Origin of the sequence: Phyllobacterium sp. CL33Tsu (assembly GCF_900113985.1) — a bacterium.
Lineage (GTDB): Bacteria > Pseudomonadota > Alphaproteobacteria > Rhizobiales > Rhizobiaceae > Phyllobacterium > Phyllobacterium pellucidum.
This window is the reverse complement of sequence record NZ_FORJ01000007.1, coordinates 114,211-139,485: the sequence shown is the minus strand read 5'-3', so window position 1 is coordinate 139,485 and position 25,275 is coordinate 114,211. Positions and strand designations below refer to the sequence as shown.

At 58.7% G+C, this 25,275-nt stretch carries 29 protein-coding genes; 5 read left to right on the top strand and 24 right to left on the bottom strand.

Annotation, left to right across the window (positions count from 1 at the left end; translation table 11 throughout):
• The first annotated feature begins 4 nt into the window (after positions 1 to 4).
• Together BM074_RS20335 and BM074_RS20330 are read left to right on the top strand one after the other, a co-directional pair.
• Entirely contained in the window at positions 5 to 808 is an 804-nt protein-coding gene (locus BM074_RS20335) for an ABC transporter permease (RefSeq protein ID WP_244533022.1), read from the top strand.
• On the top strand, positions 805 to 1,437 hold the full coding sequence (locus tag BM074_RS20330; RefSeq protein ID WP_175499081.1) for a hypothetical protein: 633 nt from the start codon (positions 805 to 807) through the stop codon (positions 1,435 to 1,437). Before BM074_RS20335 ends, BM074_RS20330 begins: the two co-directional genes overlap by 4 nt.
• Here BM074_RS20330 and pqqE read toward each other — a convergent pair.
• The 9 genes from pqqE to BM074_RS20290 all read right to left on the bottom strand — a co-directional run bounded on the left by pqqE (position 1,427) and on the right by BM074_RS20290 (position 8,802).
• The gene (pqqE, locus tag BM074_RS20325; protein WP_091924732.1) at positions 1,427 to 2,551 is read right to left on the bottom strand and encodes a pyrroloquinoline quinone biosynthesis protein PqqE; all 1,125 of its coding nucleotides are present in this window, start codon (positions 2,549 to 2,551) and stop codon (positions 1,427 to 1,429) included. The two genes, BM074_RS20330 and pqqE, sit on opposite strands and share 11 nt — an antisense overlap.
• Positions 2,548 to 2,847, bottom strand: a complete 300-nt coding sequence (gene pqqD, locus BM074_RS20320; RefSeq protein ID WP_027232890.1) for a pyrroloquinoline quinone biosynthesis peptide chaperone PqqD — start codon at positions 2,845 to 2,847, stop codon at positions 2,548 to 2,550. The genes pqqE and pqqD overlap by 4 nt, the downstream gene beginning before the upstream one ends.
• Complete coding sequence (pqqC, locus tag BM074_RS20315; RefSeq protein ID WP_091924730.1) at positions 2,844 to 3,599, bottom strand: pyrroloquinoline-quinone synthase PqqC; 756 nt, start codon at positions 3,597 to 3,599, stop codon at positions 2,844 to 2,846. The genes pqqD and pqqC overlap by 4 nt, the downstream gene beginning before the upstream one ends.
• On the bottom strand, positions 3,596 to 4,534 hold the full coding sequence (gene pqqB / locus BM074_RS20310) for a pyrroloquinoline quinone biosynthesis protein PqqB (protein ID WP_091924727.1): 939 nt from the start codon (positions 4,532 to 4,534) through the stop codon (positions 3,596 to 3,598). Before pqqB ends, pqqC begins: the two co-directional genes overlap by 4 nt.
• A 116-nt stretch (positions 4,535 to 4,650) precedes the next feature.
• On the bottom strand, positions 4,651 to 4,746 hold the full coding sequence (locus tag BM074_RS22840) for a pyrroloquinoline quinone precursor peptide PqqA (protein WP_113280421.1): 96 nt from the start codon (positions 4,744 to 4,746) through the stop codon (positions 4,651 to 4,653).
• A 77-nt stretch (positions 4,747 to 4,823) separates the two neighbouring features.
• The gene (locus BM074_RS20305; protein WP_244532993.1) at positions 4,824 to 5,375 is read right to left on the bottom strand and encodes a PQQ-dependent catabolism-associated CXXCW motif protein; all 552 of its coding nucleotides are present in this window, start codon (positions 5,373 to 5,375) and stop codon (positions 4,824 to 4,826) included.
• A 15-nt stretch (positions 5,376 to 5,390) separates the two neighbouring features.
• Entirely contained in the window at positions 5,391 to 6,254 is an 864-nt protein-coding gene (locus tag BM074_RS20300) for a substrate-binding domain-containing protein (protein ID WP_027232894.1), read from the bottom strand.
• A gap of 1 nt (position 6,255) precedes the next feature.
• The gene (locus BM074_RS20295; RefSeq protein WP_051615263.1) at positions 6,256 to 6,780 is read right to left on the bottom strand and encodes a c-type cytochrome, methanol metabolism-related; all 525 of its coding nucleotides are present in this window, start codon (positions 6,778 to 6,780) and stop codon (positions 6,256 to 6,258) included.
• A gap of 168 nt (positions 6,781 to 6,948) precedes the next feature.
• The gene (locus BM074_RS20290; RefSeq protein WP_162737164.1) at positions 6,949 to 8,802 is read right to left on the bottom strand and encodes a methanol/ethanol family PQQ-dependent dehydrogenase; all 1,854 of its coding nucleotides are present in this window, start codon (positions 8,800 to 8,802) and stop codon (positions 6,949 to 6,951) included.
• Between the two features lie 624 nt (positions 8,803 to 9,426).
• Between BM074_RS20290 and BM074_RS23125 the strand changes: the two genes are divergently transcribed.
• The gene (locus BM074_RS23125; protein ID WP_091924893.1) at positions 9,427 to 9,654 is read left to right on the top strand and encodes a hypothetical protein; all 228 of its coding nucleotides are present in this window, start codon (positions 9,427 to 9,429) and stop codon (positions 9,652 to 9,654) included.
• A 3-nt stretch (positions 9,655 to 9,657) separates the two neighbouring features.
• Here BM074_RS23125 and BM074_RS20280 read toward each other — a convergent pair whose 3' ends face one another.
• From BM074_RS20280 to BM074_RS20255, 6 genes are all read right to left on the bottom strand, one after another.
• On the bottom strand, positions 9,658 to 10,509 hold the full coding sequence (locus BM074_RS20280; protein WP_051615265.1) for a quinoprotein dehydrogenase-associated SoxYZ-like carrier: 852 nt from the start codon (positions 10,507 to 10,509) through the stop codon (positions 9,658 to 9,660).
• Positions 10,510 to 10,590: 81 nt separating this feature from the next.
• Positions 10,591 to 11,478, bottom strand: a complete 888-nt coding sequence (locus BM074_RS20275) for a quinoprotein relay system zinc metallohydrolase 2 (protein ID WP_244533020.1) — start codon at positions 11,476 to 11,478, stop codon at positions 10,591 to 10,593.
• A 59-nt stretch (positions 11,479 to 11,537) separates the two neighbouring features.
• Entirely contained in the window at positions 11,538 to 12,296 is a 759-nt protein-coding gene (locus BM074_RS20270; RefSeq protein ID WP_244532991.1) for an ABC transporter ATP-binding protein, read from the bottom strand.
• Positions 12,256 to 12,990 (bottom strand): ABC transporter permease, encoded by a 735-nt coding sequence (locus BM074_RS20265; RefSeq protein ID WP_027232901.1) that lies wholly within the window; start codon positions 12,988 to 12,990, stop codon positions 12,256 to 12,258. Before BM074_RS20265 ends, BM074_RS20270 begins: the two co-directional genes overlap by 41 nt.
• Positions 12,991 to 13,071: 81 nt before the next feature.
• Positions 13,072 to 14,016, bottom strand: a complete 945-nt coding sequence (locus BM074_RS20260; RefSeq protein WP_244533018.1) for an ABC transporter substrate-binding protein — start codon at positions 14,014 to 14,016, stop codon at positions 13,072 to 13,074.
• Positions 14,017 to 14,065: 49 nt separating this feature from the next.
• The gene (locus BM074_RS20255; RefSeq protein WP_027232902.1) at positions 14,066 to 14,275 is read right to left on the bottom strand and encodes a hypothetical protein; all 210 of its coding nucleotides are present in this window, start codon (positions 14,273 to 14,275) and stop codon (positions 14,066 to 14,068) included.
• Between the two features lie 312 nt (positions 14,276 to 14,587).
• Between BM074_RS20255 and BM074_RS20250 the strand changes: the two genes are divergently transcribed.
• A complete protein-coding gene (locus tag BM074_RS20250; RefSeq protein WP_091924707.1) occupies positions 14,588 to 14,977 on the top strand; it encodes a c-type cytochrome in 390 nt (129 codons plus the stop codon).
• Between the two features lie 40 nt (positions 14,978 to 15,017).
• Here BM074_RS20250 and BM074_RS20245 read toward each other — a convergent pair whose 3' ends face one another.
• Genes BM074_RS20245 through BM074_RS20205 form a run of 9 tightly spaced genes read right to left on the bottom strand, consistent with a single transcriptional unit; the run spans position 15,018 to position 24,183 of the window.
• Complete coding sequence (locus BM074_RS20245) at positions 15,018 to 15,575, bottom strand: thioredoxin family protein (RefSeq protein WP_091924704.1); 558 nt, start codon at positions 15,573 to 15,575, stop codon at positions 15,018 to 15,020.
• A gap of 15 nt (positions 15,576 to 15,590) precedes the next feature.
• Positions 15,591 to 16,280 (bottom strand): ribulose-phosphate 3-epimerase, encoded by a 690-nt coding sequence (gene rpe / locus BM074_RS20240; protein ID WP_091924891.1) that lies wholly within the window; start codon positions 16,278 to 16,280, stop codon positions 15,591 to 15,593.
• Between the two features lie 5 nt (positions 16,281 to 16,285).
• Complete coding sequence (cbbX, locus tag BM074_RS20235) at positions 16,286 to 17,212, bottom strand: CbbX protein (RefSeq protein WP_091924888.1); 927 nt, start codon at positions 17,210 to 17,212, stop codon at positions 16,286 to 16,288.
• A gap of 1 nt (position 17,213) precedes the next feature.
• A complete protein-coding gene (locus BM074_RS20230; RefSeq protein ID WP_091924701.1) occupies positions 17,214 to 17,633 on the bottom strand; it encodes a ribulose bisphosphate carboxylase small subunit in 420 nt (139 codons plus the stop codon).
• A 9-nt stretch (positions 17,634 to 17,642) separates the two neighbouring features.
• On the bottom strand, positions 17,643 to 19,103 hold the full coding sequence (locus tag BM074_RS20225; RefSeq protein WP_027232908.1) for a form I ribulose bisphosphate carboxylase large subunit: 1,461 nt from the start codon (positions 19,101 to 19,103) through the stop codon (positions 17,643 to 17,645).
• 31 nt (positions 19,104 to 19,134) lie between these two features.
• On the bottom strand, positions 19,135 to 20,214 hold the full coding sequence (gene fba, locus BM074_RS20220) for a class II fructose-bisphosphate aldolase (protein ID WP_027232909.1): 1,080 nt from the start codon (positions 20,212 to 20,214) through the stop codon (positions 19,135 to 19,137).
• Between the two features lie 5 nt (positions 20,215 to 20,219).
• Complete coding sequence (gene tkt, locus BM074_RS20215) at positions 20,220 to 22,238, bottom strand: transketolase (protein WP_091924698.1); 2,019 nt, start codon at positions 22,236 to 22,238, stop codon at positions 20,220 to 20,222.
• A gap of 10 nt (positions 22,239 to 22,248) precedes the next feature.
• Positions 22,249 to 23,121 carry a phosphoribulokinase gene (locus BM074_RS20210; protein ID WP_027232911.1) on the bottom strand — a complete coding sequence of 291 codons (873 nt, stop codon included), beginning with the start codon at positions 23,119 to 23,121 and terminating at the stop codon, positions 22,249 to 22,251.
• 12 nt (positions 23,122 to 23,133) lie between these two features.
• Complete coding sequence (locus tag BM074_RS20205) at positions 23,134 to 24,183, bottom strand: class 1 fructose-bisphosphatase (protein WP_091924695.1); 1,050 nt, start codon at positions 24,181 to 24,183, stop codon at positions 23,134 to 23,136.
• Between the two features lie 122 nt (positions 24,184 to 24,305).
• On the opposite strand from BM074_RS20205, the gene BM074_RS20200 reads away from it, so the two are divergent.
• On the top strand, positions 24,306 to 25,253 hold the full coding sequence (locus tag BM074_RS20200) for a LysR family transcriptional regulator (protein ID WP_027232913.1): 948 nt from the start codon (positions 24,306 to 24,308) through the stop codon (positions 25,251 to 25,253).
• Positions 25,254 to 25,275 lie beyond the last annotated feature (22 nt).

Here is a 25,275-nt window from a genome sequence, read left to right as displayed (position 1 = left end):
CCTGATGCAATATCTTGTTTGCCTCAAGGGCATTCTTATCCGTGAGGGCCTCCGCTATCTCAACCAGCGCGAGCGGTTCATTTCCTCGCTGGTTAGGCCCCTGCTTTGGCTCTTCATTTTCGCGGCTGGCTTTCGCCAGGTCCTCGGTGTCTCTATCATCCCGCCCTATCAGACCTATGTGCTCTATGAGGTCTATATCACCCCCGGCCTGTGCGGCATGATCCTTTTGTTCAGCGGCATGCAATCATCCTTGTCCATGGTCTATGACCGCGAGATGGGAAACATGCGCACGCTCCTCGTCAGCCCATTCCCGCGCTGGTTCCTGCTGGTTGCGAAGCTCCTGGCCGGCGTCGCCGTTTCGATCACCCAGGTCCATGCCTTCCTTTTCATTGCATGGTTCTGGGGTGTCAAAGCGCCGCCCATTGGCTATCTCCTGACCCTCCCCGCCCTCTTCCTTGCCGGCATGATGCTCGGCGCGCTTGGCATGCTGCTCTCTTCGGTGGTGAAGCAGCTCGAAAACTTCGCCGGGATCATGAACTTCGTGATCTTCCCGATGTATTTCGCCTCGTCGGCGCTCTACCCGCTGTGGCGCGTGCAGGAGGCAAGCCCGCTGCTTTACAAAATCTGCCAGCTCAATCCGTTTACCTATGCCGTGGAATTGATCCGGTTTGCCTTCTATGGTCAGGTCGAATGGACCTCGCTTGCCGTCGTATGCGGCTTTACGCTTGCCTTCATGACCGGCGCCATCATTGCCTACGACCCTTCGAGGGGTCTCACCATTCGCAAGCAGGAGGGAGGAAATACGTGAGACAAGCGCGCGCTATTGCCCTGATTTCGGCAACGCTTCTTCCCTTTTTTGCTACGCTTCCCGGTTATGCGGCGGCGAGCAACGATCCGGACTGGCCCTGCATCCAGCGCAAAGTGCCGGAAATTTCGGTCGGGCAGGTCTGGAACGGACCGCAAATTCCCGAAACAGCCAGCGACTGGGGCAACGATCCCAAGATCGATGATCTGGTCAGCGAGATTGCTGCCCGCCGTAACCCGCTCGACGCCGCACAGAAACAGATAACGGAATTTGCCGCCGGACTTCCCAAAGACCAGGCCAACGACAAGCTCTTTCAGGTTTTTCAGGGGGTCTTCGACACGCTCAGCCGCGAGCGCCAACAGGTGATGACCGGTATTTCACGCTACGCCATGCGCCAGCGCGACATGGCGGAAGACCTGCGTAAGGAAGCCGCCCTTGTCGATGCCATGCGCGCCAAGCCCGATGCGGATCCGGAAGAACTGGACCGGCAGGACGAGCGTCTGAAATGGGAGACGCGCATCTTCGACGAGCGCGTGCAATCCCTGACCTATGTCTGTGAGGTTCCGACGATCATCGAGCAGCGCCTCTACGGTTTGGCGAAGACGATCAGCCAGTCGCTGGTCAAGCCGTAGGCTCCGTGACCCGCCCAATCCGCCGATAGGTGAATGTTTCGGCGCCATTCGCCGAAGTACTGGCTCCGGCCGCTTCGTTGATGAGCGCGCCCATGCGCGCGTGCAGCGGGGATTTGATGCAGGCTGGATCGGTGGCGGCGGCATCGCCGGCAATGGCCAGCGCCTGGCAGCGGCAGCCCCCCCAATCGATCTCGCGCCGCTCGCAGCTCCGGCATGGCTCCTGCATCCAATCGGTACCACGGAAAGCATTGAAAGCGGAGGATTCATGCCAGATGCGGCTCAGAGTCCAATCGCCGAAGCGTTCGAAATTCAGGGTTTTGATGGTAGCGGCGGCGTGGCAGGGAAGCACAGTGCCGTCAGGGGCTACCATGAAGGCGTCGCGGGCCCATCCGCCCATGCAGGGCTTTGGATAGATGGCAAAGTAATCGGGTGTGACAAAATCGATGGCCATGATGCCCCGCAACCGCTCCTGCGCTGCCTCGACCACCTCGACCTGGCGTTCGACGGCTTCCCGCTCCGGCATCAGCGCATTGCGGTTGAGCAAGGCCCAGCCCGCATATTGCACATTGGCGATTTCGAGCCGCTCGGCACCAAGTGAGAGTGCGAGATCGACGAAGTCGGGCACCTCTTCCATATTGTGCCGATGGATCGGCGCATTGATGGTCAGCGGCAGGCCGGCGGCGCGAATGCGTCGCGCCGTCTCCAGTTTCTTTTCGTGAGCGCCGCGCGCATTGCCGATCTTTTCCGTCGTCGCTGCGAACGCTCCCTGGAAACTCAGCTGGACATGATCAAGTCCCGCTTCAGCAAAGGACTCGATGCGGCCCTCAGCAATGCCGACACCCGCTGTGATAAGGTTCGTATAGACGCCGCGCCGCGCAAGGCACGCGATGAGGTCAACGAGGTCAGCGCGCAAGGTCGGCTCGCCGCCCGAAAGATGCACCTGCAGCACACCGAGATCGGCCGCCTGTTCAAAGAGCGAGACCCAGCCCTGCGTGTCCATCTCGCGATTGGCCTTGAGCAATTCAACGGGGTTGGAACAATAGGCGCATTGCAGCGGGCAGCGATGCGTCAATTCCGCCAGCATGCCGATCGGGGGTAAGACAGGTTCCGTCATAACGTCACCAGAAATTTGTCGGACCATTCTTGCAGAAAGCCGGTCACATCCGGCGCAATTTCCGCTTCGTCCGCTCCATATTGGTCGCCGAGCGAGGCAATCATTTCAGCCACGGTCTGCCGCCCATCGCATAGACGCAAGATATCAAGACTGACCTCATTGGGCCAGAACACGCGCTCTGGCGACAGGAGGGCCCATGCTTCACGCACTCTATCATATTGCAGACGGACATGCCGCTTCAGGATCGGTTTCGATTGCATCGACACGAGCGAACGGGCACGGGCGGTTTCGATCATGTTCTCTCCGGATCGAAGGCGCCTGGCGGAACGTGGCCCGCTTCGCCATAGGCATGCGCCAGCGCATCGAGCATCGCCCAAAGGACGTCGCACTTGAAAACCAGCGCATCGATAACCGCCTGCTGCTTCTCGGCCGTGTCTGCATGTTTAATGACATAGGCAAGGGCAAAGTCGGAATCGCGCGATGCCTGGGTCGGACGTTTGTCGAAATAGGCCAGAATCTCCGGCGTAACATAATCGTATTTCGCCAGCATCGCCGGAACGCGCTCGCCGATTATGACCGGCGAGAAGAGTTCGGTGAGCGACGATGCCACCGCCTCGAGCAGCGTGCGGTTGGTGCAGAACGAGAGATAGGCGCCGACTGCAAAGCGCGTCGCAGGCAGCGCCAGCTTCTCGCTTTTGACGGCGTCAGCATCGAGGCCTAGCCCCGTTGCGAGTTTCAGCCACCGGGCAATTCCGCCGTTCCAGCCATCACTTCCGTCATGGTCTTCGATCCGCTTGCGCCACTCGGCGCGGAATTCCGGGTCCTCGGCGCGTGCGATGATCATGGCATCCTTGCGCGGAATCACCGACTGATAACAGTAGCGATTGAGCGCCCAGGCCTGCATCTGCGCCTTGGTCAGCGCTCCGCTGGTCATCTGGTGATGATAGGGATGGCGATTGTGATAGCGGACCGCCCCCACTTCGCGCAGAACGTTCTCAAGTTCCGCCGGCGAAAGGCCGCTTCCCGCCGCATTGCTGAAATCGCTCAAAGCCTTACCTCCATGCCGTCATGGGCGACTTCCCATCCCGCCTCCCCGACCGCGGCGCGCTCCGCCGATGCTTCATCCAGGATCGGGTTGGTATTGTTGATGTGGACATAGATCCGCCGCTTGACCCCGAGATTGCTCAGTGCATCGATCGAACCGGAGGGCCCTGAAATGTGCACATGGCCCATCCGCGCGCCGGTCTTGGACCCGACGCCTGCAGTGATCATCTCGTCATCGGTGAAAAGCGTTCCGTCAAAGAGCAGGCAATCGGCATTCGACAGGCGGCGCTTCAGATTGGCGTCCACGGCTGCACAGCCCGGAACGTAAAATGCTGCATGTGGCGTCTGCGACGACGAGATACGAAGGCCGATCGTGTCGCCCGTCTCGGTGCCGAAACCCTGCGCGGCCAAACTTGGATCTTCGAGAAATAGCGCCACTTTGCCTGGAACGGCAAATGCCTCGACAACGAGACCGGTGGGCTTGCCGCTGGCGTCAGCGATTTTCGTAGGCTCATCGAGCAGAAGCTCGCGCCGCTTGACGATCGCTGGATCGAGCACGTTGAAAATGGAATTGCTTGCGAGAACTTCCAGGATCCGCTGGGAGGCGTAGATCGCAAATGGCTCGCGTTCGCGCAGGCTGAGAAGCCCGGCAATATGGTCGACGTCGGCGTTGGTCAGAACGACTGCGCGGATTGGTGTAGACCGCAACGGGCCTGCAGAAGCAGGTTGGAGCTCGGGTGTCGCGGCAATCTGCTCACGGATATCCGGAGACGCATTAAATACCACCCAATCCGTGCCGTTTGCACTGGCAATGAGGCCGGACTGGGTTCGGGGGCGAAGATTGATATCGCCGCTCCGGGCACCTCGGCTCAATCGATAGTTGCAATTCCATTGCGGAAACCCGCCACCTGCCGCTGAACCAATTATCTTCAAACGCATTGCAGGCACGCATCCTCACAGCCGAACAGCAAGGCATTAGCACGTGCTTTCAGCTTACGATTGAACCAGAAGGCCGCCCCACGCTCCATATGTGCGTGGGGCGAGAGGTATGTGGCTTATTTCTTGGCCTTCAGTTCCGCTGGCAGGTAACGCGAAAGTTCCATGCCGGCAGCAACTTGGCACATGACTGGCTTTGTCCAGGTTTTCTTCATGCTTTCCTCCTTCTCAAATCAAAGATCATTCCCGATCTTTCTCCAGCATCATACGCCACAATGGCGCAGGATTGAAATCAGTAGGGTTCATTTCTTTGTGTGGCCTGCTTGGCAGTGGTCCATCCATCGGTGCCGAGGGGAAACCAGATCACCGAAGTGTATCCCCATTCAACCGCCCTTTTGGCTGCATTCCACGACATCCAGCAGTTCTCCATACAGTAGAAAATCACCTTCTTGTTCACGTCATCACCCAGACGAGATTTGAGCCCCTTGCGAAAATAGGCCTCTGTCTCCTTGTTAATGACCCCGTATCCGACATTTGGAAGCCAGATGCTTCCTGGAATGTCCTCTCGAATCTTTTCCTTCCAGATCGTGCCAGCCGGCAATTCTGCTGGCTTCGGATCATGGGGAAGAACATCGACGAAAACAGCGTCCTTGCTCTTCCATAGTTCGACCGCCTCGTCGGTCGTGATCACCTTTGCGCCCTTCAGCGTCGCCGGCGTCGGCGCCCTGTAGGCTTCAGTCCTGTAACCGTCGGGCTCGGGAACCGTTCCTGCGGCAAGTGCAAAGCCTGTCCCTGCCACTATCAGAACGGCTGCCGCCACAAGCCGGTTGCACTGCAATTTCAAGCGTCCTCCGTCATCCTATTGCGTCACCGGCTTATTGTTCTCATCGATCAACGGAACCTGGTAATCGAGCAGGATTTTGTTGATCTCCGCCTGGTTTTCCCTGATCACCTTATTCAGGGTCCGTTTCCACTCCTGGTCGGACGGGCGCACGCCCATGGTGATGCGGAATGCCATGTGCCCCGACTTCTCATTCAGGAGCGGCACGAAGGCGAGATCGGGATCGATCTGCTTGGCATAGTAGCCTGCCATTGGCCCCCACAGAATGGCGACATCGATGACACCGCTCTTGAGTTCCTTGATCATGACTTCGGCCATGGACGGAGCGAGGCGCGTATCGACCATCAGCGGATACGGATGAACGTTGCGCATATAGCCTGCCTTGGCGAGATTTACCGATGGCGGCGTACCGGCAACCACTCCGATCTTCTTGTTGGCAAGCTTCGGATCCTCGATGCTGTCCACGCCATCAAGCCCGGCGCCCTTCTTATAGATCAGAACGTAGGTCGATCGATAATAGGCGTTGGTGTTCTGGACGAGTTCATCGCCCTGGGCGTAACCCATGATGATATCGCAGCGATGCGCCCGCAACGTATTGCGAACGAAACCTGTTGCCATCGGATACCAGGTATAGGCAACCGACTTGCGGCCGGTCTTTGCCGCAACGAGCTCCGCGAGCTTGTTCTCAAAACCTTTGCCGCTCTCGTCGGAAAACGGCATGTCGGAGGGATCGGCGCAAACCCGCAAAACGTCTGGATCGACAAGTTCACCGGCCGCACCGAGCCCCGCCCCCTGCGCCAACGCCGTAGAGGGCGATGCCAGGAATGCCGCCAATGATAATGCGGCAATCCATTGCGGAAGAGAGCGGAGGCGCAGATTCATATCAACCACCCATGCAGGATGTTTCCTGCTCCTTGGCCGCATCGGGTTTGTTTTCGTGCTTCGCCGGGCGACCGCGCGGCAAGTCGCCGACAGCGCGCGCACGCAGATAGACATAAAGATCGTCCATGTAGCAGTAGACGTTCTTGTTGTCGCCGAAGGCCGGCATGACCTTCTCATTGCCACCACTGAGATTTTTGCGCCCACCCGCAACGATCGCCATGAAATCTGCGTAGTTGATGGACTTCAGCGAAGTTGCGAGGGCCGGGGCAAAGGACGAACCAGCGCCATCAGCGCCATGGCAGACGTGGCACTCGGAGTTGAACCGCCGGTAACCGCTATAGGTGTACCAGTCGACTGTGCCATCTTCCTGTATCTTGTATGTGGGATTTCCCTCTTTGTCGGCATATTTGCCGTTGGCGTCGGATGCGACTGCAGCGGTCGCTGCGTCGTCGGCGTAAGTGCTGCCCTGGCTCGCCAGAAGGGCGAGTCCGGCAGCGACGGCAAGCAATGTCTTTCGAATGGGCATCCGGAGTCCTCTTTCCAATCCGCGGTCAGCATCTCACGATACAGGCCCACGGTTGTTATTGATCAATGTTTCGGCATTTGAGACACGAAGGGCCCGGCCTGGAAGGACCGGGCCCTATTGTTCAGAGCCTGCCTGCGCACGCTCGCAATGTGTCCGACATCGTTCCTGTCATTCAGGAACGGTGAATACGGTCAGCTGACCACCCAACGTGGTGTAGTCGGCCAAACCGGCGTAACCGCCGACGGCGCCGAGACCTGCAGTTCCGACTGACTTGGTTTCGTCGCCCTGGGCCCTGCCCTGATCGACTGCGCCATGCCATGCAGCTGCATTCTTGGCTTCGAGCAGACCGGCTGCGAGACCGATGCCTGCCCAGCCACCAACACCGGACAGAACGGCAACATATTGTTTGCCCTTATGTTCGTAGGTGGTGACATTGCCGATGATCCCGGAAGGTGTCTTGAACTTGTAGAGTTCCTTACCGTTCTTATCGACCGCCTTCAGGTAGCCTTCAAGTGTGCCGTAGAAGACGACGTCGCCATCCGTGGCAAGGGCGCCTGACCAAACCGAGAACTGCTCGGGAATGGACCAGACGATTTCACCCTTGGCAGCATCCCAGGCAATGAAATTGCCCATGCCGCCGTGGCTGTTGGGAGCCGGATACATGGAAACCGTGGCGCCCACATAAGGCTGACCAGCGGTGTAGCTGACCTTGTAGGGCTCGTAGTCCATGCAGACATGGTTCGTCGGAACATAGAAGAGCTTGGTCTTCGGCGAATAGGCCGCAGGCTGCTGATCCTTCGTACCGAGAGCGGCCGGGCAGATACCGGTCGTATTCGTATCCTCACCCTGAGCCTGGGTCGAATACTTGTCTACGACCTTTGGACGGCCATAGGTCTTGCTGCTCTTGTCCATGTCGACTTCAGTGGCCCAGTTGACAGCCGGATCATATTTCTTTGCGACCAGAAGCTCACCGGTTGCACGATCCATCGTATAGGCGAAGCCGTTGCGATCGAAATGCACGAGCACATCGCGATCCTTGCCGTCGATCTTGATGCCATCGGCCAAGATCATTTCATTGACACCGTCATAGTCCCACTCATCGTGTGGGGTCATCTGATAGAGCCATTTTGCCATGCCGGTGTCGGCATCGCGGGCCATGATGGTCATGGACCATTTGTTGTCACCCGGGCGCTGGTTAGGATTCCAGGTCGATGGGTTGCCCGTGCCGTAATAGATCAGGTTCAGCTTCGGATCGTATGAGTACCAGCCCCATGTCGTCCCGCCGCCGATCTTCCATTGATCGCCTTCCCAGGTATTCGTTCCAGAATCAGGTCCGACTGGCTTGCCGAGCGCTGTCGTCTTTTGCGGATCGATCAAGGTCTCCTTGTCGGATCCCATAGAATAGGCCCGCCAGGCCTGCTTGCCGTCCTTGATATTATAGGCTGTCAGGTGACCGCGGACGCCGAATTCACCGCCGGAAACACCGACGAGAACCTTGTCCTTGATGACAACCGGCGCAGATGTGCCGGATTCACCCTTGCTGCCGTCAGCTGCTTCACCATTCTTGACGGACCAGGCAACGGCGCCGGTCTTGGCGTCGAGAGCAACGAGGGTCGTGTCAGCCTGGTAGAGGAAAATCTTGCCGTCGCCATAGGCAACGCCGCGATTGACCGTATCGCAGCACATGATCGGAATGACGTTCGGATCCTGCCTTGGCTCGTACCGCCACAGGATTCTGCCGTCATTGTTGAGATCGAGCGCATAGACCGTGTTCGGGTAAGGAGCATGGACATACATAACATCGCCAACTACGAGCGGACCGCCTTCATGGCCGCGCAGTACACCGGTCGAGAACGTCCAGGCGACTTGGAGGTTCTTGACGTTGTCCTTGGTGATCTTCTTCAGTTTCGAGTATCGAGTGTTGGCGTAATCGCCCGTCTGCATAGCCCAGTTCTTGGCATCCGAAGACAGGGTCTGAAGATCATCATTGGCAAATGCTCCTCCCACCAACGAGAGCGTCATGGCTGTGGTAGCGAGTGCAATGCCAATGAAGTGTTTGTGTACACGCATTCTGAGTCCTCCCTAAGTTCACTTTAATGAACCATCGGACGGCGCCATCTCAAAGGACGACTCCGCTCCATCAGCTCACGCAAATGGGAAGTATTTCCGGCAGCGTGTCACGACCTAAGCCAGGCGAGCAGAGGGCACCGTTACTGCCCACCCCGCTTGGCCTACGAAGACTGTCACCACTCCCTTGACGGTAACGTCCTTGAAGCCGGAAACAAACCGACGATAGGAGAAACAAATGCATTAAGCAAGCAGGATTATCAATTTATATTTGCTGCATTGCAATACACTTCTATTGCACTGCAGTAACCTGCCTATTTTATTCATATATTCTGCTTTTTGCGGCTGTCACACAATTTGATACTTAAAACCGGCATAAATGTTTGCAGATCGTTGTTATCTTTTGCTATCTACTTGGAAAATGTATATTTCAACGCCACGAAAGCGAGAAATGCCATGGCCGCGTTCAGAGTTGCCAAATTCGCCCTGTTAGCAGTTGCAATATCTGGCTTCACTTTGCCGGCAAATGCTGCGTCAGACTACCCCACGGCGACGGTCGCAGAATACGTGTACGCGTGCATGAAATCCAATGGCGAAAACCGGGATATGCTGCAGCGCTGCTCGTGTTCCATTGACGTTATTGCCTCCGTCGTGACCTATCCTCACTACGAGGCGGCTGAGACCTTCAAGCAGATGGGACTGGTTCCTGGCGAGAACGGCGCACTGTTCCGTGAGAGTGCGCCGGCCAAGGCTGCAAACGCAGAGTTGAAGCGGGCGCAGGCAGAGGCTGACGTGCGCTGCTTCTGATCCTCAAAGGGTAGATGACTGGATCGGCCACTCGTTCTGGAACTTCTTGCCTTTCGTGTCAGCCGCATCGACCTTGATGTCTTCGTCGGGCTTTGCATTGAAGTCGAAGCGGAAGTTGGGATCCTCCGAGATCGATATGCCGCCTACCATGGACATGATCAAGCGATCGCCCTGAGTGATCGTCAACCCGTCGATGAAATGCGGCGGAATGTAATAGCGCGTGACCTGATCCATCTGGAGCCCGGAATTGTTAGGATGCCGGATCATCAGCTGCATCTCCGTGGCGCGTGTCATCGGCTCAGTGCCCGCAGCCGTCGACGGAAAAACCTTGAGCTTCATCTGGCCGAGCGAAGCCAAGGCTTCGTCCTGGTTCTTCATTGCTGGAGCCGAACAGCCGCCTGAGGCCTTTACGAAGGTCTCTGTCATGTGCAGCTTGCCGTCCTCGGTCTCGGCAATCGCCCGGATATAAGAGTACGCGTTGACGCGCAAACGTGTGGCGAGATGCGTGACGCCGGCATCCTTGCCGAATTGAAAGACCGCGGCGACGGGCGACGGGTTCTCATCGACGATAAGGGTAACGGCTTTCAGCCTGCCTGACGCGGCGTCGGTCTTGAACCGCAGATCGACCGGAACGATCGCCGCATCTTCCGCGCGTTTCGGTGCCTCGATACTGATGATGCCATCAGCTGGCTCGATCGGCTTCGCGCCGAACACGTCGCCCTTGAGGCTGTTCCAGGTCGTCGGTTCCGGCCCTGAAGCGCTCTGCGCCATGGCGTTCGGCGCCAAGCCGCCAAGAAATGCCAACGACAAAACGATCGCAAAACGGCTGCGCCGATCTGTGAAATTAAAAGTCATGCTTTGCCTCCACCAAGTTTTGGCGGTGCCCGGCCAGGTGCCATTATACCACCACGCCGAACTTTCTGGCAAACAACACCGTTATTCCCATTCGAGTTCGGCGAAGGCTGCCGTCGCATTGCGTTCATTGTAGTCGTCAAAGAGATGCCAATTATCTCTTTCGCTTCTGGCCGCGGTCGTGACGGCCTTGGCCATTGGCACCCCATCGGCAATTGCCTTGCGGATGTCCGCGGCAAGCACGTCGAAATAGCGACGCTCGGCGTCGAGCGCCTGCGGCCAGTTCGCCGGCACGTCGCCGTGGCCCGGGACTGCACGTTGTGCCTTGATGGATGCCAAGGCGTCGAGTTGAGCCATCCAGCCGCGCAAGGATCCATCCATCGTCGGCAGGTGCCCGAGAAAGCAAAGATCGCCGGTAAAGAACGTTGCGGTTTGCTGATCGAAAACCGTCAGGTCGTTGTCCGTATGGGCAGGTTTCCACGCTTTAAGTGTCAGTCTGCGCCCGCCAAGATCGATCTCAACGACGTCGGTGACAAGTTGTGTCGGCGGCATAATCCTGATGTCTGCCATGAGCGCAGCGCCCATGGCATCGCGGTAGCTCTGCAAATAGAATTCGCCGCGGGCGGCAAGGGCTCGCGGCAGGTTATGGTGCCCGACAATTGTCGCGCCCGTCTCGGCAAAAGCGGCATTGCCGAAGATGTGATCCGGATGCATGTGGGTGTTGATCAGGTAGCGGATCGGCTTGTCGGTCACGGCGCGGATCGCAGCGACGAGTTCCCTTCCCTCGGCCGTGCTTCCCCCGCTATCGACGACCGCAACACTCTCATTGCCGACGATGAAGCCAAGATTGCAGATCTTTCCCTCGTTAGCGGCCAGCATGAGGGCCGGAACACCCCTGAAAGCGAAAACGCCGGGGGCAATCTCGCTGACCGTCAGTGATGACTGCGCCCCTGCGAAGCTAGAATGCATCATGCCGCAACAGGCGAAGAGCATCCCTGTCTTGATGATGCTTCGCCGGGTTGGCGCCGGAATCATGGTTCAGTCCTTATGCCGGCGAATTTCTCCCGGAATGCTCGCAGCAGATCGGCATTGACCTGTTCGTTGCGATAATTGCGGGGCAACCGGATATCGAATGTGCCAAGGACGTGGGTCGGCCTGTCCGAGAGGACGACAATGCGGTCGGAAAGCATGATTGCCTCCTGCAGGTTGTGCGTTACCATCAAGGCCGTCGTCGGGCGGTCCGACCAGACGCCAAGCAGGAGATGCCGCAATTGCTGGGCAGTCGAGGCATCAAGGGAAACAAACGGTTCGTCGAGGAGGAGAATATCGGGCTCGATAGCCAATGCCCGGGCGATTGCTGCGCGGCGCGCAAGGCCGAGTGAGAGCTCCGAAGGGTAGAAGCCGCGCATCTTGGCGAGGCCAAGACTTGCGAAAAGCTGGTCCAGGCTGGTGTCGCGAAGGTGCGTCGGGAGGGCAAGCCGAACGTTCTGTTCTACGGTCCGCCAGGGCAAAAGCAGTGGTTCCTGAAATACGGCACCCATGCGCGCCTCCACCTTTCCAGGCAGCTGGACGGAGCCGCGAAACTCTCGGTCGAGCCCGAGCAGGATGCGCAGCATTGTCGTCTTGCCGCATCCGGAGGGTCCCAGCACGCAGGCAAATTCATTCTCCCCCACCTCGAAATTGAGGTCGCGCAACACCTCGATCGTTCCGCCGTCCGAGGTGCGGAACGATTTCTCTTCGATGTTGACCTTAAGCCGCGCGGCGGCGCCAGCGAGTTGATGAGCGTTCAAGGGGCTGTACCAGGAGGAGTTCGATGAAAAGCATGACCGCGACGAAGGCAAGCGCATAAGCCAGGATCGCCGCGACGTCGAAAAGTTGGAAGAAGAGGTTGATCTCGAAACCCACACCGTTCGATCGGCCGAGCAGTTCGACCACGAGTACGATCTTCCAGATCAGGGCAATACCCGAACGCGACGCAGCGGCGATGTAAGGCTGCAATTGCGGCAGGAGAATATGGCGAAGCCGATCGAGGGGTCCAAATCGATAGACGGCTGCCATCTCGGCGTAGCGCGGATCAAGCGCGCGCGTGCCCTCGCGCATGGTGACGATCACATTCGGGATCTTGTTGACGGCCACGGCACCGATCGCCGCCACCTCGTTGAGGCCGAACCAGATATAGGCGAGGACGATGACGACGAGCGCCGGAATGTTGAGAAACAGTATGAGCCACGGGTTGAAGAATTGGTCGGCGCGCCGGAAACTGCCGAGGAAAACACCGATGACCGAGCCTATGACCATGGCGAGGACGAACGATGCCGCGACGCGCCAAAGCGTCATGCCAAGATGGTAAGGCAAATCACCGCTCGCCGTTTCGCGCAGGAAAGTCTGGAAGACCGGCAACGGACCCGGTAGGGAGCGGCTTGGCCATGTAACGGCAGCGAAATGCCAGGCGGCCAAAAGGACGGCAAAAGATAGTGCGATCATGATCGGCGAGGTCAGTTTGCTGCGATCTGCCGGTGCCCTTCCCCGTTGCATGCGGTCGGATTCAGCGCTTGCCGGCCCCATTCATTCGTCTCCCCAGAACGTGCCTGGCGCCAGTGTCTTGGCCGGTCCCACAAGCCGCGGCCCACCGAGTTCGGCAAGCACAGAATAGAGCTTCGTGGCATCCGCTTGCTGTTCCTCGACTGAATCGTCGGGGATTCCCTCCCGGTAGCGATCCCGCAAAACGTCAAGTTCCCGACCTTCGGCCTTCACGACGGGGGCGAGGCGCCGCCAATCCTCGTCCGAGGTTGCCAGCAATGCCTTGGCGTCGCGGCTGGCCGCAATGAAGCCGGCAAGGGCCTGCGGATGCGCTTTCGCCCATTTTTCATGAAAGATGTAACCGATGGCCGAAGTGGTGCCGGACGCGCCAAGCGCTTTCGCGGCATCATTCGCGCTCAGCAGACGGCGGAAGCCGTTTGCCTCGAGCCGCGCGGAGAAATTCCAGAAGTTGAGGACCGCATCGAGCTCGCCCTGCATCGCCTTTTCGGCCAGCAAGGGCGGCGCGCCGTAAATAATCTCGTTTTCAGCAGCAAGGTCGAATGCGTACTGCTGTTTCGCCAGACCCTGGATCAGCAACCAGCTCTTGTCCAGGGGACCACCGGCCACCCCGAGCTTCTTGCCCTTGAGGTCTCCAAGGCTTTCAATGGGCGATTGTGCTGGCACCATGATGGCGCCCACCGAACTTGAGTACGGGACGAATGTCAGGTCCTCGCCGGACGATCGCTGGCGCGATACCCATAACCAGTCGCTGACGATGATATCCACGTCGCCGGCCATCATCGCCACGTTGGTGGCATCTTCGCCCGCGAAGAACCGGATATCGAGATCGATACCGTGCTTCTCATCGAATTTATGAAACTTGATCGTATCAAGTTCCCAATTCACCGTGCCGAACTTGAGAACCCCGATCCGTACCGTTTCGGCAGCCAAGGCGCCGGTGATGCCCGCTTCGTAAACCAGAAGGAGAATTGCCAGACTGAAAAATGCCCGTATGCATACGCGAATCACGACGCTCTCCTCACAGCGAGCGTTCATCTGTCGGATAATCACACTTCCAGCGGACTACCTTCTGCTTGGGATGGAGCTCCGACCATTTCGCGATCTCGGCAGGGGCGAGAAACATGCAGTTCAGCTGGCCACCACGGTCTTCGAAATGCAGCCGCTCCTCCCGACAACTCGAAGGATTCGACGCAAGGCATATTGTCAGGACGAGATCGATCACATTCATTGTCGGCACCTCCCGCCTTCTGCCGAGGTCTTCCTACGCTCAGCCGCACGTCCGGCGCGAGAAAGACTCAGTCACGCTGATCGGATTTCTCAAGGTGCCCGAATGAGAAATATTGCAACAGGTTACGGTTCCCGTATGCGAACGTCAATCACGGCGAGCATGGAAAAATCGGCCCGCAATTTCTCGGTGTAAGCGATTGACTTCTCAGGAACGGCGGGTAACTCTGGAAGAGTTCTAAATGGTGGACACCAATGCATGGAAATTGGTGCCAGTCTTCGTCCAGGGCACCCTTGGCGAAAATGAGGAAATGCCATGCGATACAAGAATGCCCTACTTATCGGTCTATCAATTGTTTCGTTGTCAGCTGTTGGAGCGCGGGCCCAGGAGGGTGATGCCACTGCAGGTGCAACGGTCTTCAAGAAATGCGCGGTATGTCATGTCGCCGATAGCGACAAGAACAAGGTCGGGCCCTCATTGTTCGGCCTGTTCGGCAGGACTGCCGGAACGCATCCTGGCTTCAGTTATTCGACTGCCATGGTCGAGGCTGGCAAGGGTGGTCTCGTCTGGGACCCGGCAAGCCTGAAAGACTACCTGCATGATCCGAAAGCCAAGGTCAAAGGCACCAAGATGGCCTTTGCCGGTTTGAAGGATGATACGGATATCGCCAATCTGGAAGCCTACCTGAAGCAGTATTCGAAATAAGCGCAATGCCGCCGCTGAACGCGGCGGCGTTCCCCCGCATTCATGCCGGTTCGCGCCATTTGATCGAGCAACCGATCGAAGCGACCTGTTCGCGCGGGCCCTGGCCTGAATTTGCGACCTGTTTCATGGCCTCGAAAAGATCGCGGCGAAGATCGGTATCGCCTTCCTCCTTGCGCGATGCATCAAGGCGGCCGCGATACTGTAATTCCCCGGCAGAATTAAACCCAAAAAAGTCGGGCGTACAGACCGCTCCATAGGAGCGTGCCACCGTTTGATCGGCGTCATGAAGATAGTGGAATGGAAAGTCATGCTCGCGGGCGAAGCGTTGCATGTTTTCGAAAGAGTCGGCCGGATAGGCCGCCGCATCGTTGGCATTGACCGCGACGAAACCAATGCCGAAATCCTTGAGATCCCGGGCATCGCGCACGATGCGTTTGATCACCGCTTTGACGTAAGGACAATGGTTGCAAATGAAAGCCACCACCAGTCCCCTTCGACCGGCCTGCGCCAGGATCGAATGTGTCTCGCCATCGATACCGGTGAGCCGGGAGTCGATAGCCTTCCAGCCGAAATCGCATACGGGTGGGATCGCCGCCATTGTCCTCGCCTCCGTTCAAGCTGCCCGCGCGTGCATTGCCGCGTCGGCAGCATGACGGATTGCTGCGATATTGTCAGCATAGGCGAGCTTGCCATTTCCCTTGAATATCGCAGAACCCGCGACAAGCACATCGGCGCCCGCCGCCGCTACGAGTGGCGCGGTCTGCGGTGTGACACCGCCATCGATTTCGATATGGATCGGCCGCCTGCCAATCATGGATTTGACCCTGCGTACCTTGTCGATGACCGAAGGAATGAAAGCCTGTCCGCCAAAACCGGGATTGACGGTCATCAGCAGGACGAGGTCGAGGCGGTCGAGGACATATTCTATGACGTTCTCCGGGGTCGAGGGGTTCAATGAGACACCGGCCTTCTTGCCAAGGTTGCGTATCGCCTGCAGCGAGCGATCAAGATGTGGTCCAGCTTCCGCATGGACCGTGATAATGTCGCAGCCGGCTTCGGCGAAGGCGGCAAGATAGGGATCGGCCGGAGCAATCATCAGATGACAATCGAAAGTGGCTTTCGTCCGGTTGCGGATCGATTTGATGATCTGCGGACCAAAAGTGATATTGGGGACGAAATGCCCGTCCATGACATCGAGGTGCACCCAGTCCGCGCCGGCCGCAATGACATCCTCCACCTCTTCACCGAGCCTGGCGAAATCCGCCGAGAGCACGGACGGGGCGATGATGGTCTTCTGCCCTATCATGATCATTCCTCCTGCCTGGACATTGCGAAGACGCGGCTGACCCTGATGTCGGGCGCAGTGATCGTTGAAAGCGCACGCGAATCGATCGGACCATCCGAACTTTCAAAGAGCCGGTTGGCCTGTCGCAGGCGCGCCCGGTCGAGTGCGTTGCGGATGGAACGGGCATTGGCAAAATGTGGCTGCTGCCGGCGTAACGTGATGTAATCTGCCATGATGGCGCGGGCTTCATCGTCCAAATGGTAGTTCTGCTTCGACAGCATCGTTTCAGCAATACTCAGCAATTCGTCGTCGCCGTAGTCAGGAAAATCGATGTGGTGGGCGATACGCGAGCGAAAGCCCGGATTGCTTTCGAAAAACTTGTCCATGCGGTCCGCATAACCGGCGAGGATAACCACGAGATCGTCGCGCTGGTTTTCCATGACCTGAAGCAGGATCTCGATGGCTTCCTGGCCATAGTCGCGCTCGTTTTCCTGCCTGTGAAGATAGTAAGCCTCGTCGATGAAGAGTACTCCGCCCATCGCCTTCTTGAGGATTTCCTTCGTCTTCGGCGCGGTATGACCGATATACTGCCCGACGAGATCATCACGCGTCACCGAAACAAGGTGTCCCTTGCGGATATAGCCGAGGCGATGCAGGAGATCTGCCATGCGCAGCGCGACCGTGGTCTTGCCAGTACCGGGGTTACCGCTGAAGCTCATATGCAGAGTCGGCGTCTCATGCGCTAATCCCATGCGCCGGCGGGCGCGCTCGACCAGGAGTAGCGCTGCCGTTTCCTTGATACGCTGTTTTACCGGCTTCAACCCGATCAACTCGCGGTCAAGCTCATCAAGCACGTCTTTGACGCCGGATTCGACATATTCGGCGCGCAGATCGACGGCGGCAGGCGCCGCCGCGATGCTATCCTCTGCCTGAAGTTCCTTGACGGCCATATCAGCCATAACGCTGCCCCGCGGGTTTGTCGGCCGCGTAGGCGCGCGTCGTATAGCGCACGACACGCCCTCCCGCTTCCTGCCGGGCCAGATGGAAACCGGGCTCTTCCGCCGGCCGGTTGACCAGGAACGAAAGCTTCACCGACTCCCAGCCATGGCTGTTATCGAAGGCGACGAAACGGATATAGCGGTCGCCATAGACCTTGCGGCATTCCCTAAGCTCCATCATCAGCGCCGCCGCATCGGGATTGTCGAACATCGGGTGGGCCCACATGTCCCAATAGGTGTTGCGCGGATGCGGATCGTCGGTGAATTCCAGGCTCACCGCCCAGCCATTGTCGATGCAGTACTGGGCCTGTTTTGCGATCTGTTCGTCGGTCAGATCCGGCAGGAACGAGAAGGCTCCCTGTGTGACACGCATATTGTCCTCCTATTCTGCTGCGGTTGCTGTCGGAACGAAATCCGGCGAGTCGGTCGATGTGTAGTTGAAAGTGACGTCCTTCCAGATATCCAACGCCTGCTGGAGCGGCTGGCAGGTGCGCGCGGCCATGCGGAGAATCTCGGGACCCTCGTTGACGATGTCGCGGCCTTCGTTGCGGGCAAGGATCATACACTCCAGCGCTACGCGGTTGGCGGTCGCGCCGGCGGCGATTCCGAGCGGATGGCCGATCGTGCCGCCACCGAACTGGAGGACGACATCTTCCCCGAGAAGATCGAGCAGTTGGTGCATCTGTCCGGCATGGATGCCGCCGGACGCAACCGGCATCATCTTGTTCAGCGATGCCCAATGCTGATCGAAGAACACGCCGTTCTCAAGCCGCATCGGGTTGAAGTCCTCGCGGCAGATATCGTAATAGCCGCGTGTCGTCGCCGGGTCGCCCTCGAGCTTGCCGACCACAGTTCCCGCATGGATGTGGTCGACACCCGCCAGCCGCATCCACTTCGCAATGACGCGGAACGAGACGCCGTGCGACTTCTGCCGGGTATAGGTCGAATGGCCGGCACGATGCAGGTGCAGGATCATGTCGTTGCGGCGGGCCCATTTCGACATCGACTGGATGGCGGTGTAGCCGATCACGAGGTCGATCATCACGATGTTGGAGCCGAGTTCCTTGGCAAACTCGGCGCGCTCATACATGTCCTCCATGGTGGCGGCCGTCACGTTGAGGTACGTACCCTTGATTTCGCCGGTGGCCGCTTGCGCCTTGTTGACCGCCTCCATGCAGTAGAGGAAGCGTTCGCGCCAGTGCATGAAGGGCTGCGAATTGATGTTCTCGTCATCCTTGGTGAAGTCCAGCCCACCCTTCAGTGCTTCGTAGACGACGCGGCCGTAGTTGCGACCCGAAAGGCCGAGCTTCGGTTTTACCGTCGCTCCGAGCAAAGGGCGGCCAAACTTGTCGAGGCGTTCGCGTTCGACAACGATGCCGGTTGCCGGACCCTGGAAAGTCTTCACATAGGCGACGGGCAGGCGCATATCCTCAAGACGCAGCGCCTTCAGCGGCTTGAAGCCGAATACATTGCCGATGATAGATGCCGTCAGGTTGGCGATCGAACCCGGTTCGAAGAGATCGAGGTCATAGGCGATATAGGCAAAATACTGCCCTTCGCCGTTTGGAACCGGATCGACGCGATAGGCCTTCGCCCGGTACTTTTCTGTCGCCGTCAGCCGATCGGTCCAGACGACCGTCCAGGTGGCGGTCGAGGATTCGCCAGCAACCGCAGCCGCGGCTTCGATTGGATCGACCCCGTCCTGGGGCGTGATGCGGAACATGGCGATAATGTCCGTATCCTTGGGCTCGTAGTCCGGCTCCCAGTAGCCCATCTTCTTGTATTCCATCACGCCGGATCTATAGCGCTCCTTTCCCGTAACCGTCTCTGACTTGTTCAGCATTTGTAGGGTCCTTTCCGTTGATTGGGTCCTGTCAGGCAGCCTTGGCTGCGGCGATCTGCGGGTCGAGTTTGCCCGCGGCGTAGCGTTTGGCCATGTCGTCGAGGCCGATGACCTTGATTTTCGATGCCTGGCCCGCGGTTCCGAAACGTTCGAGCCGATCGCGGCAAAGGTCGCGCATCGCATCCATGGCCGGTTTCAGGAATTTTCGCGGATCGAATTCCCCGGGATGCTCGACAGCGATGCGGCGGAACTGGCCACTCATTGCCATGCGGCAGTCCGTATCGATATTCACCTTACGAACGCCGTGACGAATGCCGCGCTCGATCTCTTCGACCGGTACGCCATAGGTTTGCGGCATCTCTCCGCCGAACCGGTTAATTACGTCCTGCAGCGCTTGAGGAACGGAGGACGAGCCGTGCATGACAAGGTGGGTATTGGGCAGCTTGCGATGGATTTCCTCGATCACACCCATCGCAAGTATGTCGCCATCCGGCGCGCGGGTGAACTTGTAGGCGCCGTGCGACGTACCGCAGGCAATCGCCAGTGCGTCCACCTTAGTGCGCAAGACGAAATCAACCGCCTGATCCGGGTCGGTCAGCAGTTGCTCATGGCTGAGTACACCACTCGCGCCGTGTCCATCCTCGGCCTCCGACGCGCCGCTCTCCAGCGATCCGAGCACGCCGAGTTCGCCTTCAACCGAGACCCCGACCCAATGTGCAATCGTCGCAACGCGGCGGGTGATCTCGACATTGTACGCATAGGAGGCAGGCGTTGCAGCATCAGCTTCGAGCGATCCGTCCATCATGACCGAGGTGAAGCCATGCCGGATCGCCGTCAGGCAGGTGGCTTCGTCGTTGCCGTGGTCTTGGTGCATGCAGACGGGAATGGAAGGATAGATATCGACCAGCGCATCGATCATGCTCGCCAGCATCAGATCTTTCGCGTAGGAGCGGGCCCCCCGCGAGGCCTGCAGGATGACCGGCGCGTCGCATGCCCCAGCGGCTTCCATGACGGCAAGCCCCTGTTCCATATTGTTGATGTTGAAGGCGGGAACGCCGTAGCCATGCTCGGCCGCATGGTCGAGCAATTGCCGCAGGGTAATTCGAGCCATGATCGCTATTCCTTGTTAACGAGTTTGCGCGCGGTCGCGACGATGTTTTCCGGCGTGATGCCAAAATGACGGTAAAGATCGGAGGCGGGCGCACTCGCGCCGAAGCCCTGCATGCCGATGAAGGCCCCTTTCTCGCCGATCCAGCGATCCCACCCGAGCCGGGCCGCCGCCTCGATTCCAACGCGCGGCGCAGCAGCGAGAACCGACCGGCGATAGGCGGGCGTCTGGGCTTCGAACAGCTCCCAGGACGGCATCGAAACCACCGCTGCCGCGATCTTGTGCTGCCCGCGCAGGATATCGGCGGCCGTGCAGGCGATCTCGACTTCCGAGCCTGTTGCAAGAAGGGTGACCGCGCGGGGCTCCGCAGGCTCGCGAAGGACGTAGGCGCCGCGGGCCGAACGATTTTCCTCAACATGCGCTTGGCGCAGCATGGGCAGGTTCTGCCGCGACAAAACGATGATGCTCGGCCGGTCCGTATAGCGCAGGGCAAGTTCCCAGCATTCCGCCGTCTCGATGATGTCGGCAGGGCGGAACACGTTGATGCCGGGCGTTGCGCGCAACATCGCAAGATGTTCGATCGGTTGGTGGGTCGGACCATCCTCGCCAAGGCCGATCGAGTCATGCGTCATGACGTAGATGACCTGCTGACCCATTAGCGCCGACAGCCGAATGGCGCCGCGCGCATAGTCGGCAAAAGCCAGGAACGTGCCGCCATAGGGAATGAAGCCGCCATGCAGCGCGATGCCGTTCATAGCGGCGGCCATCGCATGTTCGCGAATGCCGTAGTGAATGTAGCGGCCGGTAAAATCGTCAGGCGTAATGTCGCGAAGCCCTGGGGTAATCGTCAGGTTCGAATGGGTAAGGTCGGCTGACCCGCCAATCGTGATTTGCGTTGCGCCATTGATGACGCCGAGCACCATCTCCGAGGCCTTGCGCGTTGCAACCTTGGTTGCTTTTTCCACGTGCTCCCGGCGAAACGCATTCAGCGCGTCAAACAGCTCCGCAGGAAGCTCCTTCTGAACCTCCTGCTTGAACGCTTCCGCCTGGAGCGACGCGGAAAGCCGCACGCACCACTCACGGCGTTCGTCTGCACCACGGCGGGCGACGTTGCGCCATGTCTCGACGATTGCTTCCGGAACGTCGAAAGGTTGATGAGGCCAGTCGATGGCGAGCCGGGTGGCGGCGATCTCGGCCTCGCCAAGTGGTGCGCCGTGGGTTTTCTCTGTTCCCTGGAGCTTTGGTGCACCCTTGCCGATAATCGTCCGGCATGAGATCAGCGATGGCCGGTCGGATAAACGCGCCCGCGTAATGGCGGCGGCAATCGCCTCGAAATCGTGCCCGTCGATCTCTTCAACCTCGAAGCCGGCCGCCTTGAACCGCGCAAGTTGATCCATCGACGTCGAGAGCGATGTCAGGCCATCAATCGAGATGGAGTTATTGTCCCAAAGCACCACAAGTCGCGCCAGTTTCAGGTGTCCGGCAAGATCGATCGCTTCATGGCTGATCCCTTCCTGAAGGCAGCCGTCGCCGGCGATCACATAGGTGAAGTGATCGACAATTTCCTCGCCATAGCGCTGGCGCAGAAGCCGCTCGGCCATTGCCATGCCGACCGCCGTTGCAAGCCCCTGCCCGAGCGGTCCCGTGGTCGTCTCGATACCCTGGGCATGGCCGTACTCGGGATGGCCGGCGGTCTTGGCGCCGAGCTGGCGGAACCGCTGCAATTCCTCGATCGGCATATCGGGATAGCCGATCAGATAGTGCAGAGCGTATTGCAGCATTGAGCCGTGACCGGCCGACAAGACGAAGCGGTCGCGATCCGGCCACTGTGGATGCAGGGGATCAAGCTTGATGAAGCGGTTGAACAAAACCGTCGCAACGTCGGCCATCCCCATCGGCATGCCCGGATGGCCGGAATTGGCCTTCTGCACGCTGTCCATCGCGAGCGCACGGATCGCATTGGCCATGTCGCTTTCGCTGACAATCTCGGCGGTTGGGGTCTCTTGAAGGAAAGCTTGGGTGTTCATCGTCTTCTCCTCACGAGGCTCGGTTCTTGCGTTCCATCAGCTGCATGATCAGCGGGGTCAAAATCAGCTGCATTGCGAGATCCAGCTTGTTTCCGGGAACGACGATGGAATTCGCCCGGGACATGAAGGAATCGTGGATCATCGACAGCAGGTAGGGGAAATCGATGCCGCGCGGCTTGGCGAAGCGAATGACGAGCATCGATTCGTCGGGAGTCGGTATCCAGCGCGCGATAAACGGGTTGGACGTATCGACGATCGGAACACGCTGGAAATTGATGTCCGTAAGTGTGAACTGGGGTGTGATATAGCGGACATAGTCCGGCATGCGGCGCAGGATCACATCCATGACCGCCTCGGTCGAATAACCGCGCGTTGCCCGGTCGCGATGGATCTTCTGGATCCATTCGAGATTGATGACCGGGACCACGCCGATCTTCAGGTCGGCATGGCGGGCAAGGTCGACCTCGTCCGTCACGGCACAACCATGCAGCCCCTCGTAAAAGAGCAGGTCGCTCGGCGGAAAGTTGCGCCATGGCGTGAAGGTTCCGGCGGGCGCTTCATGCACCTTCGCCTCATCCTCGTCGTGAATATAGCTGCGCGTCTGGCCTGTGCCGCGCCGGCCATATTCTCCGAAAACTTCCTCGAGCTTGTGCAGTTCATTTGCATCGGCATGAAAATGCGTGAAGTTGGGATTGCCCCTTTGTTCTTCCTCCGCGACCTTTTCCTTCATGGCGTTACGGTCATACTTATGGAAGGCATCGCCTTCGATGAACGCCGCTTCGATCTCCTCGCGCCGGAAAATCAGTTCGAAAATGCGCTTGACCGAGGTGGTCCCGGCGCCTGAAGATCCCGTGATGGAGATGATGGGATGCTTTGCTGACATGGTCGTCTCCCATCAGGCCCTGAACAGGCCACGGTTGCTGAAGAGCGGTGCTCGCTCGCCGATGCTGCTTGGCTGCGTGTGATACCGGCTGATGCGCGCGACTTCCCGGGACGAGCCGAATATCAGCGGAACCCGCTGGTGCATGCCTCGCGGCGTCAGCCCGAGAATGCGGTTTTGCGTGTCGGTTGCGGCGCCGCCGGCCTGCTCGATCAGAAAAGCTACCGGATTTGCTTCGTAGACGAGCCTGATCCGTCCCTCGCCATAGCTCTTGCGCCGGTCGCCGGGGTAGAGAAAAACGCCGCCGCGCACGAGGATGCGATAGGCCTCGGCAACAAGCGAGGCGACCCAGCGCATGTTGAAGTCGCGTCCCCGGGGACCTTCATTGCCCTTGAGGCAGTCGTCGACATAGAGACGTACCGCCTCGTCCCAATGGCGGTAGTTGGCAGTGTTGACCGCAAACTCGTGCGCACGGTCGGCAATGACGATGCTCTCATAGGCCTGGACAAAGGTGCCGAGCCTCGAGGAAAACACGAAGATGTGGGTGCCGCTGCCAAGGGTCAGAACCAAGGCGAGCTGCGGTCCATAGATAAAAAAGCCGGCAGCGAGCTGAGCCTCCCCTTTTTGCAAAAAGGAAGCATCAGGCTCGCTGTCCGGTTCACCAGCCACCGGGAGGATGGAGAAGATCGTCCCTATCGAGACATTGGTGTCGATGTTCGACGAACCGTCGAGCGGGTCGATGGCCAGCGCCAGTGGAGCTGAAGGGTTGAGGATGGCTGGATGCTCAAGTTCCTCCGAACCGTAGACCGCCACCGGCGCCTGCCGCATCGCTTCGATGAACATGTCATCGGCAAGGATATCGAGTTCCTTCTGTGTGTCGCCACCTGCATTCCTGTTGCCCTGGTTGCTCGCGAAGGCCTTTCCCAGAGCACCCTGATTGATGGTGTTGCGCACCTTGACGGCGGTGAGAGAAAGGTGGCGAACGACGGCGGAAACCGCGATGCGGATCTCGTCGCCCTTTTCGCAATAGGACCCAAGAAAGGCGTCTAGTGTCGCCGTGGTCATCGTATTCCTCCCGTGCCTGACGTCTCTCCCGTGTCAAGCTTCGGGTTCATGGAAACAGCTTCATATCCGTAAGTAAAATTTAATATATTTACCGGATCACTAAATTATTTTAACTTCGTTGGATGCGAAATCTTACCCTCAAGCAATTGCGTGCAATCCAGGCCATCATGAAGCACGGAACCATCGCTGCTGCTGCAAACGCGCTTCGCCTGACCCCGCCTGCGGTCACAATACAGTTGAAGCTCGTCGAGGAGGAGGCGAAGGTGTCGCTGTTTGACCGGACCAATGAAGGGCTTCGCCCTACTGCCGCTGGCCTCGCATTTCTGGATGCCGCCCAGATGATCGAAGAGAGGCTGCGTGTCCTTGATGACGAGATTGACGCAATCAAGGGCGTGCGGGTCGGCAGCCTCAACCTAGGGGTCGTCTCGACCGCGAAATACTTTGCGCCGCGCCTGATGGCGACCTTCAGGAACGAACATCCGGATATTGCCATCAAACTTCTTATCGGCAACCGGGCCGAAACCATTGCCAGCCTCAAGAGCCATGAGGTCGACATCGCCCTGATGGGGCGGCCACCCAAGGACATCCCGCTACGCTCGGCCGTGTTCGGCGATCACCCTCTTGTCGTCATCGCCGCTCCGGACCATCCCTTGGCCAAACGCCGCGACATAACCAAGGAACGCATAGCCCAGGAGCACTTCCTCGTACGCGAACCCGGATCAGGAACACGCATCTCTCTCGAGATCTTTCTGAGCGAGCTGCCCGGCAGGCTCGATGATCTTGGAACCGAAATGTCGTCGAACGAAACGATCAAGCAGGCGGTCATGGCGGGGCTCGGCGTCGCTTTCATCTCTGCCCACACGATCGCCCTCGAACTCGAAGTCGGCAAACTGGTCATGCTCGACGTGGTCGGCATGCCCATCCGCCGGCAATGGTTCTCCGTGGTGCGCACCGACCGCACCCTGTCGCCGGCGATGAAGGCGTTCCAGGATTTTCTCAACCGCAAGGGCGCGCAGTGCCTGCCTTTCTTCGACAAGCTTTATCCGGATATGGGCAGCATCCACAGATAGCGCAAACAGACCGGAAAATGCT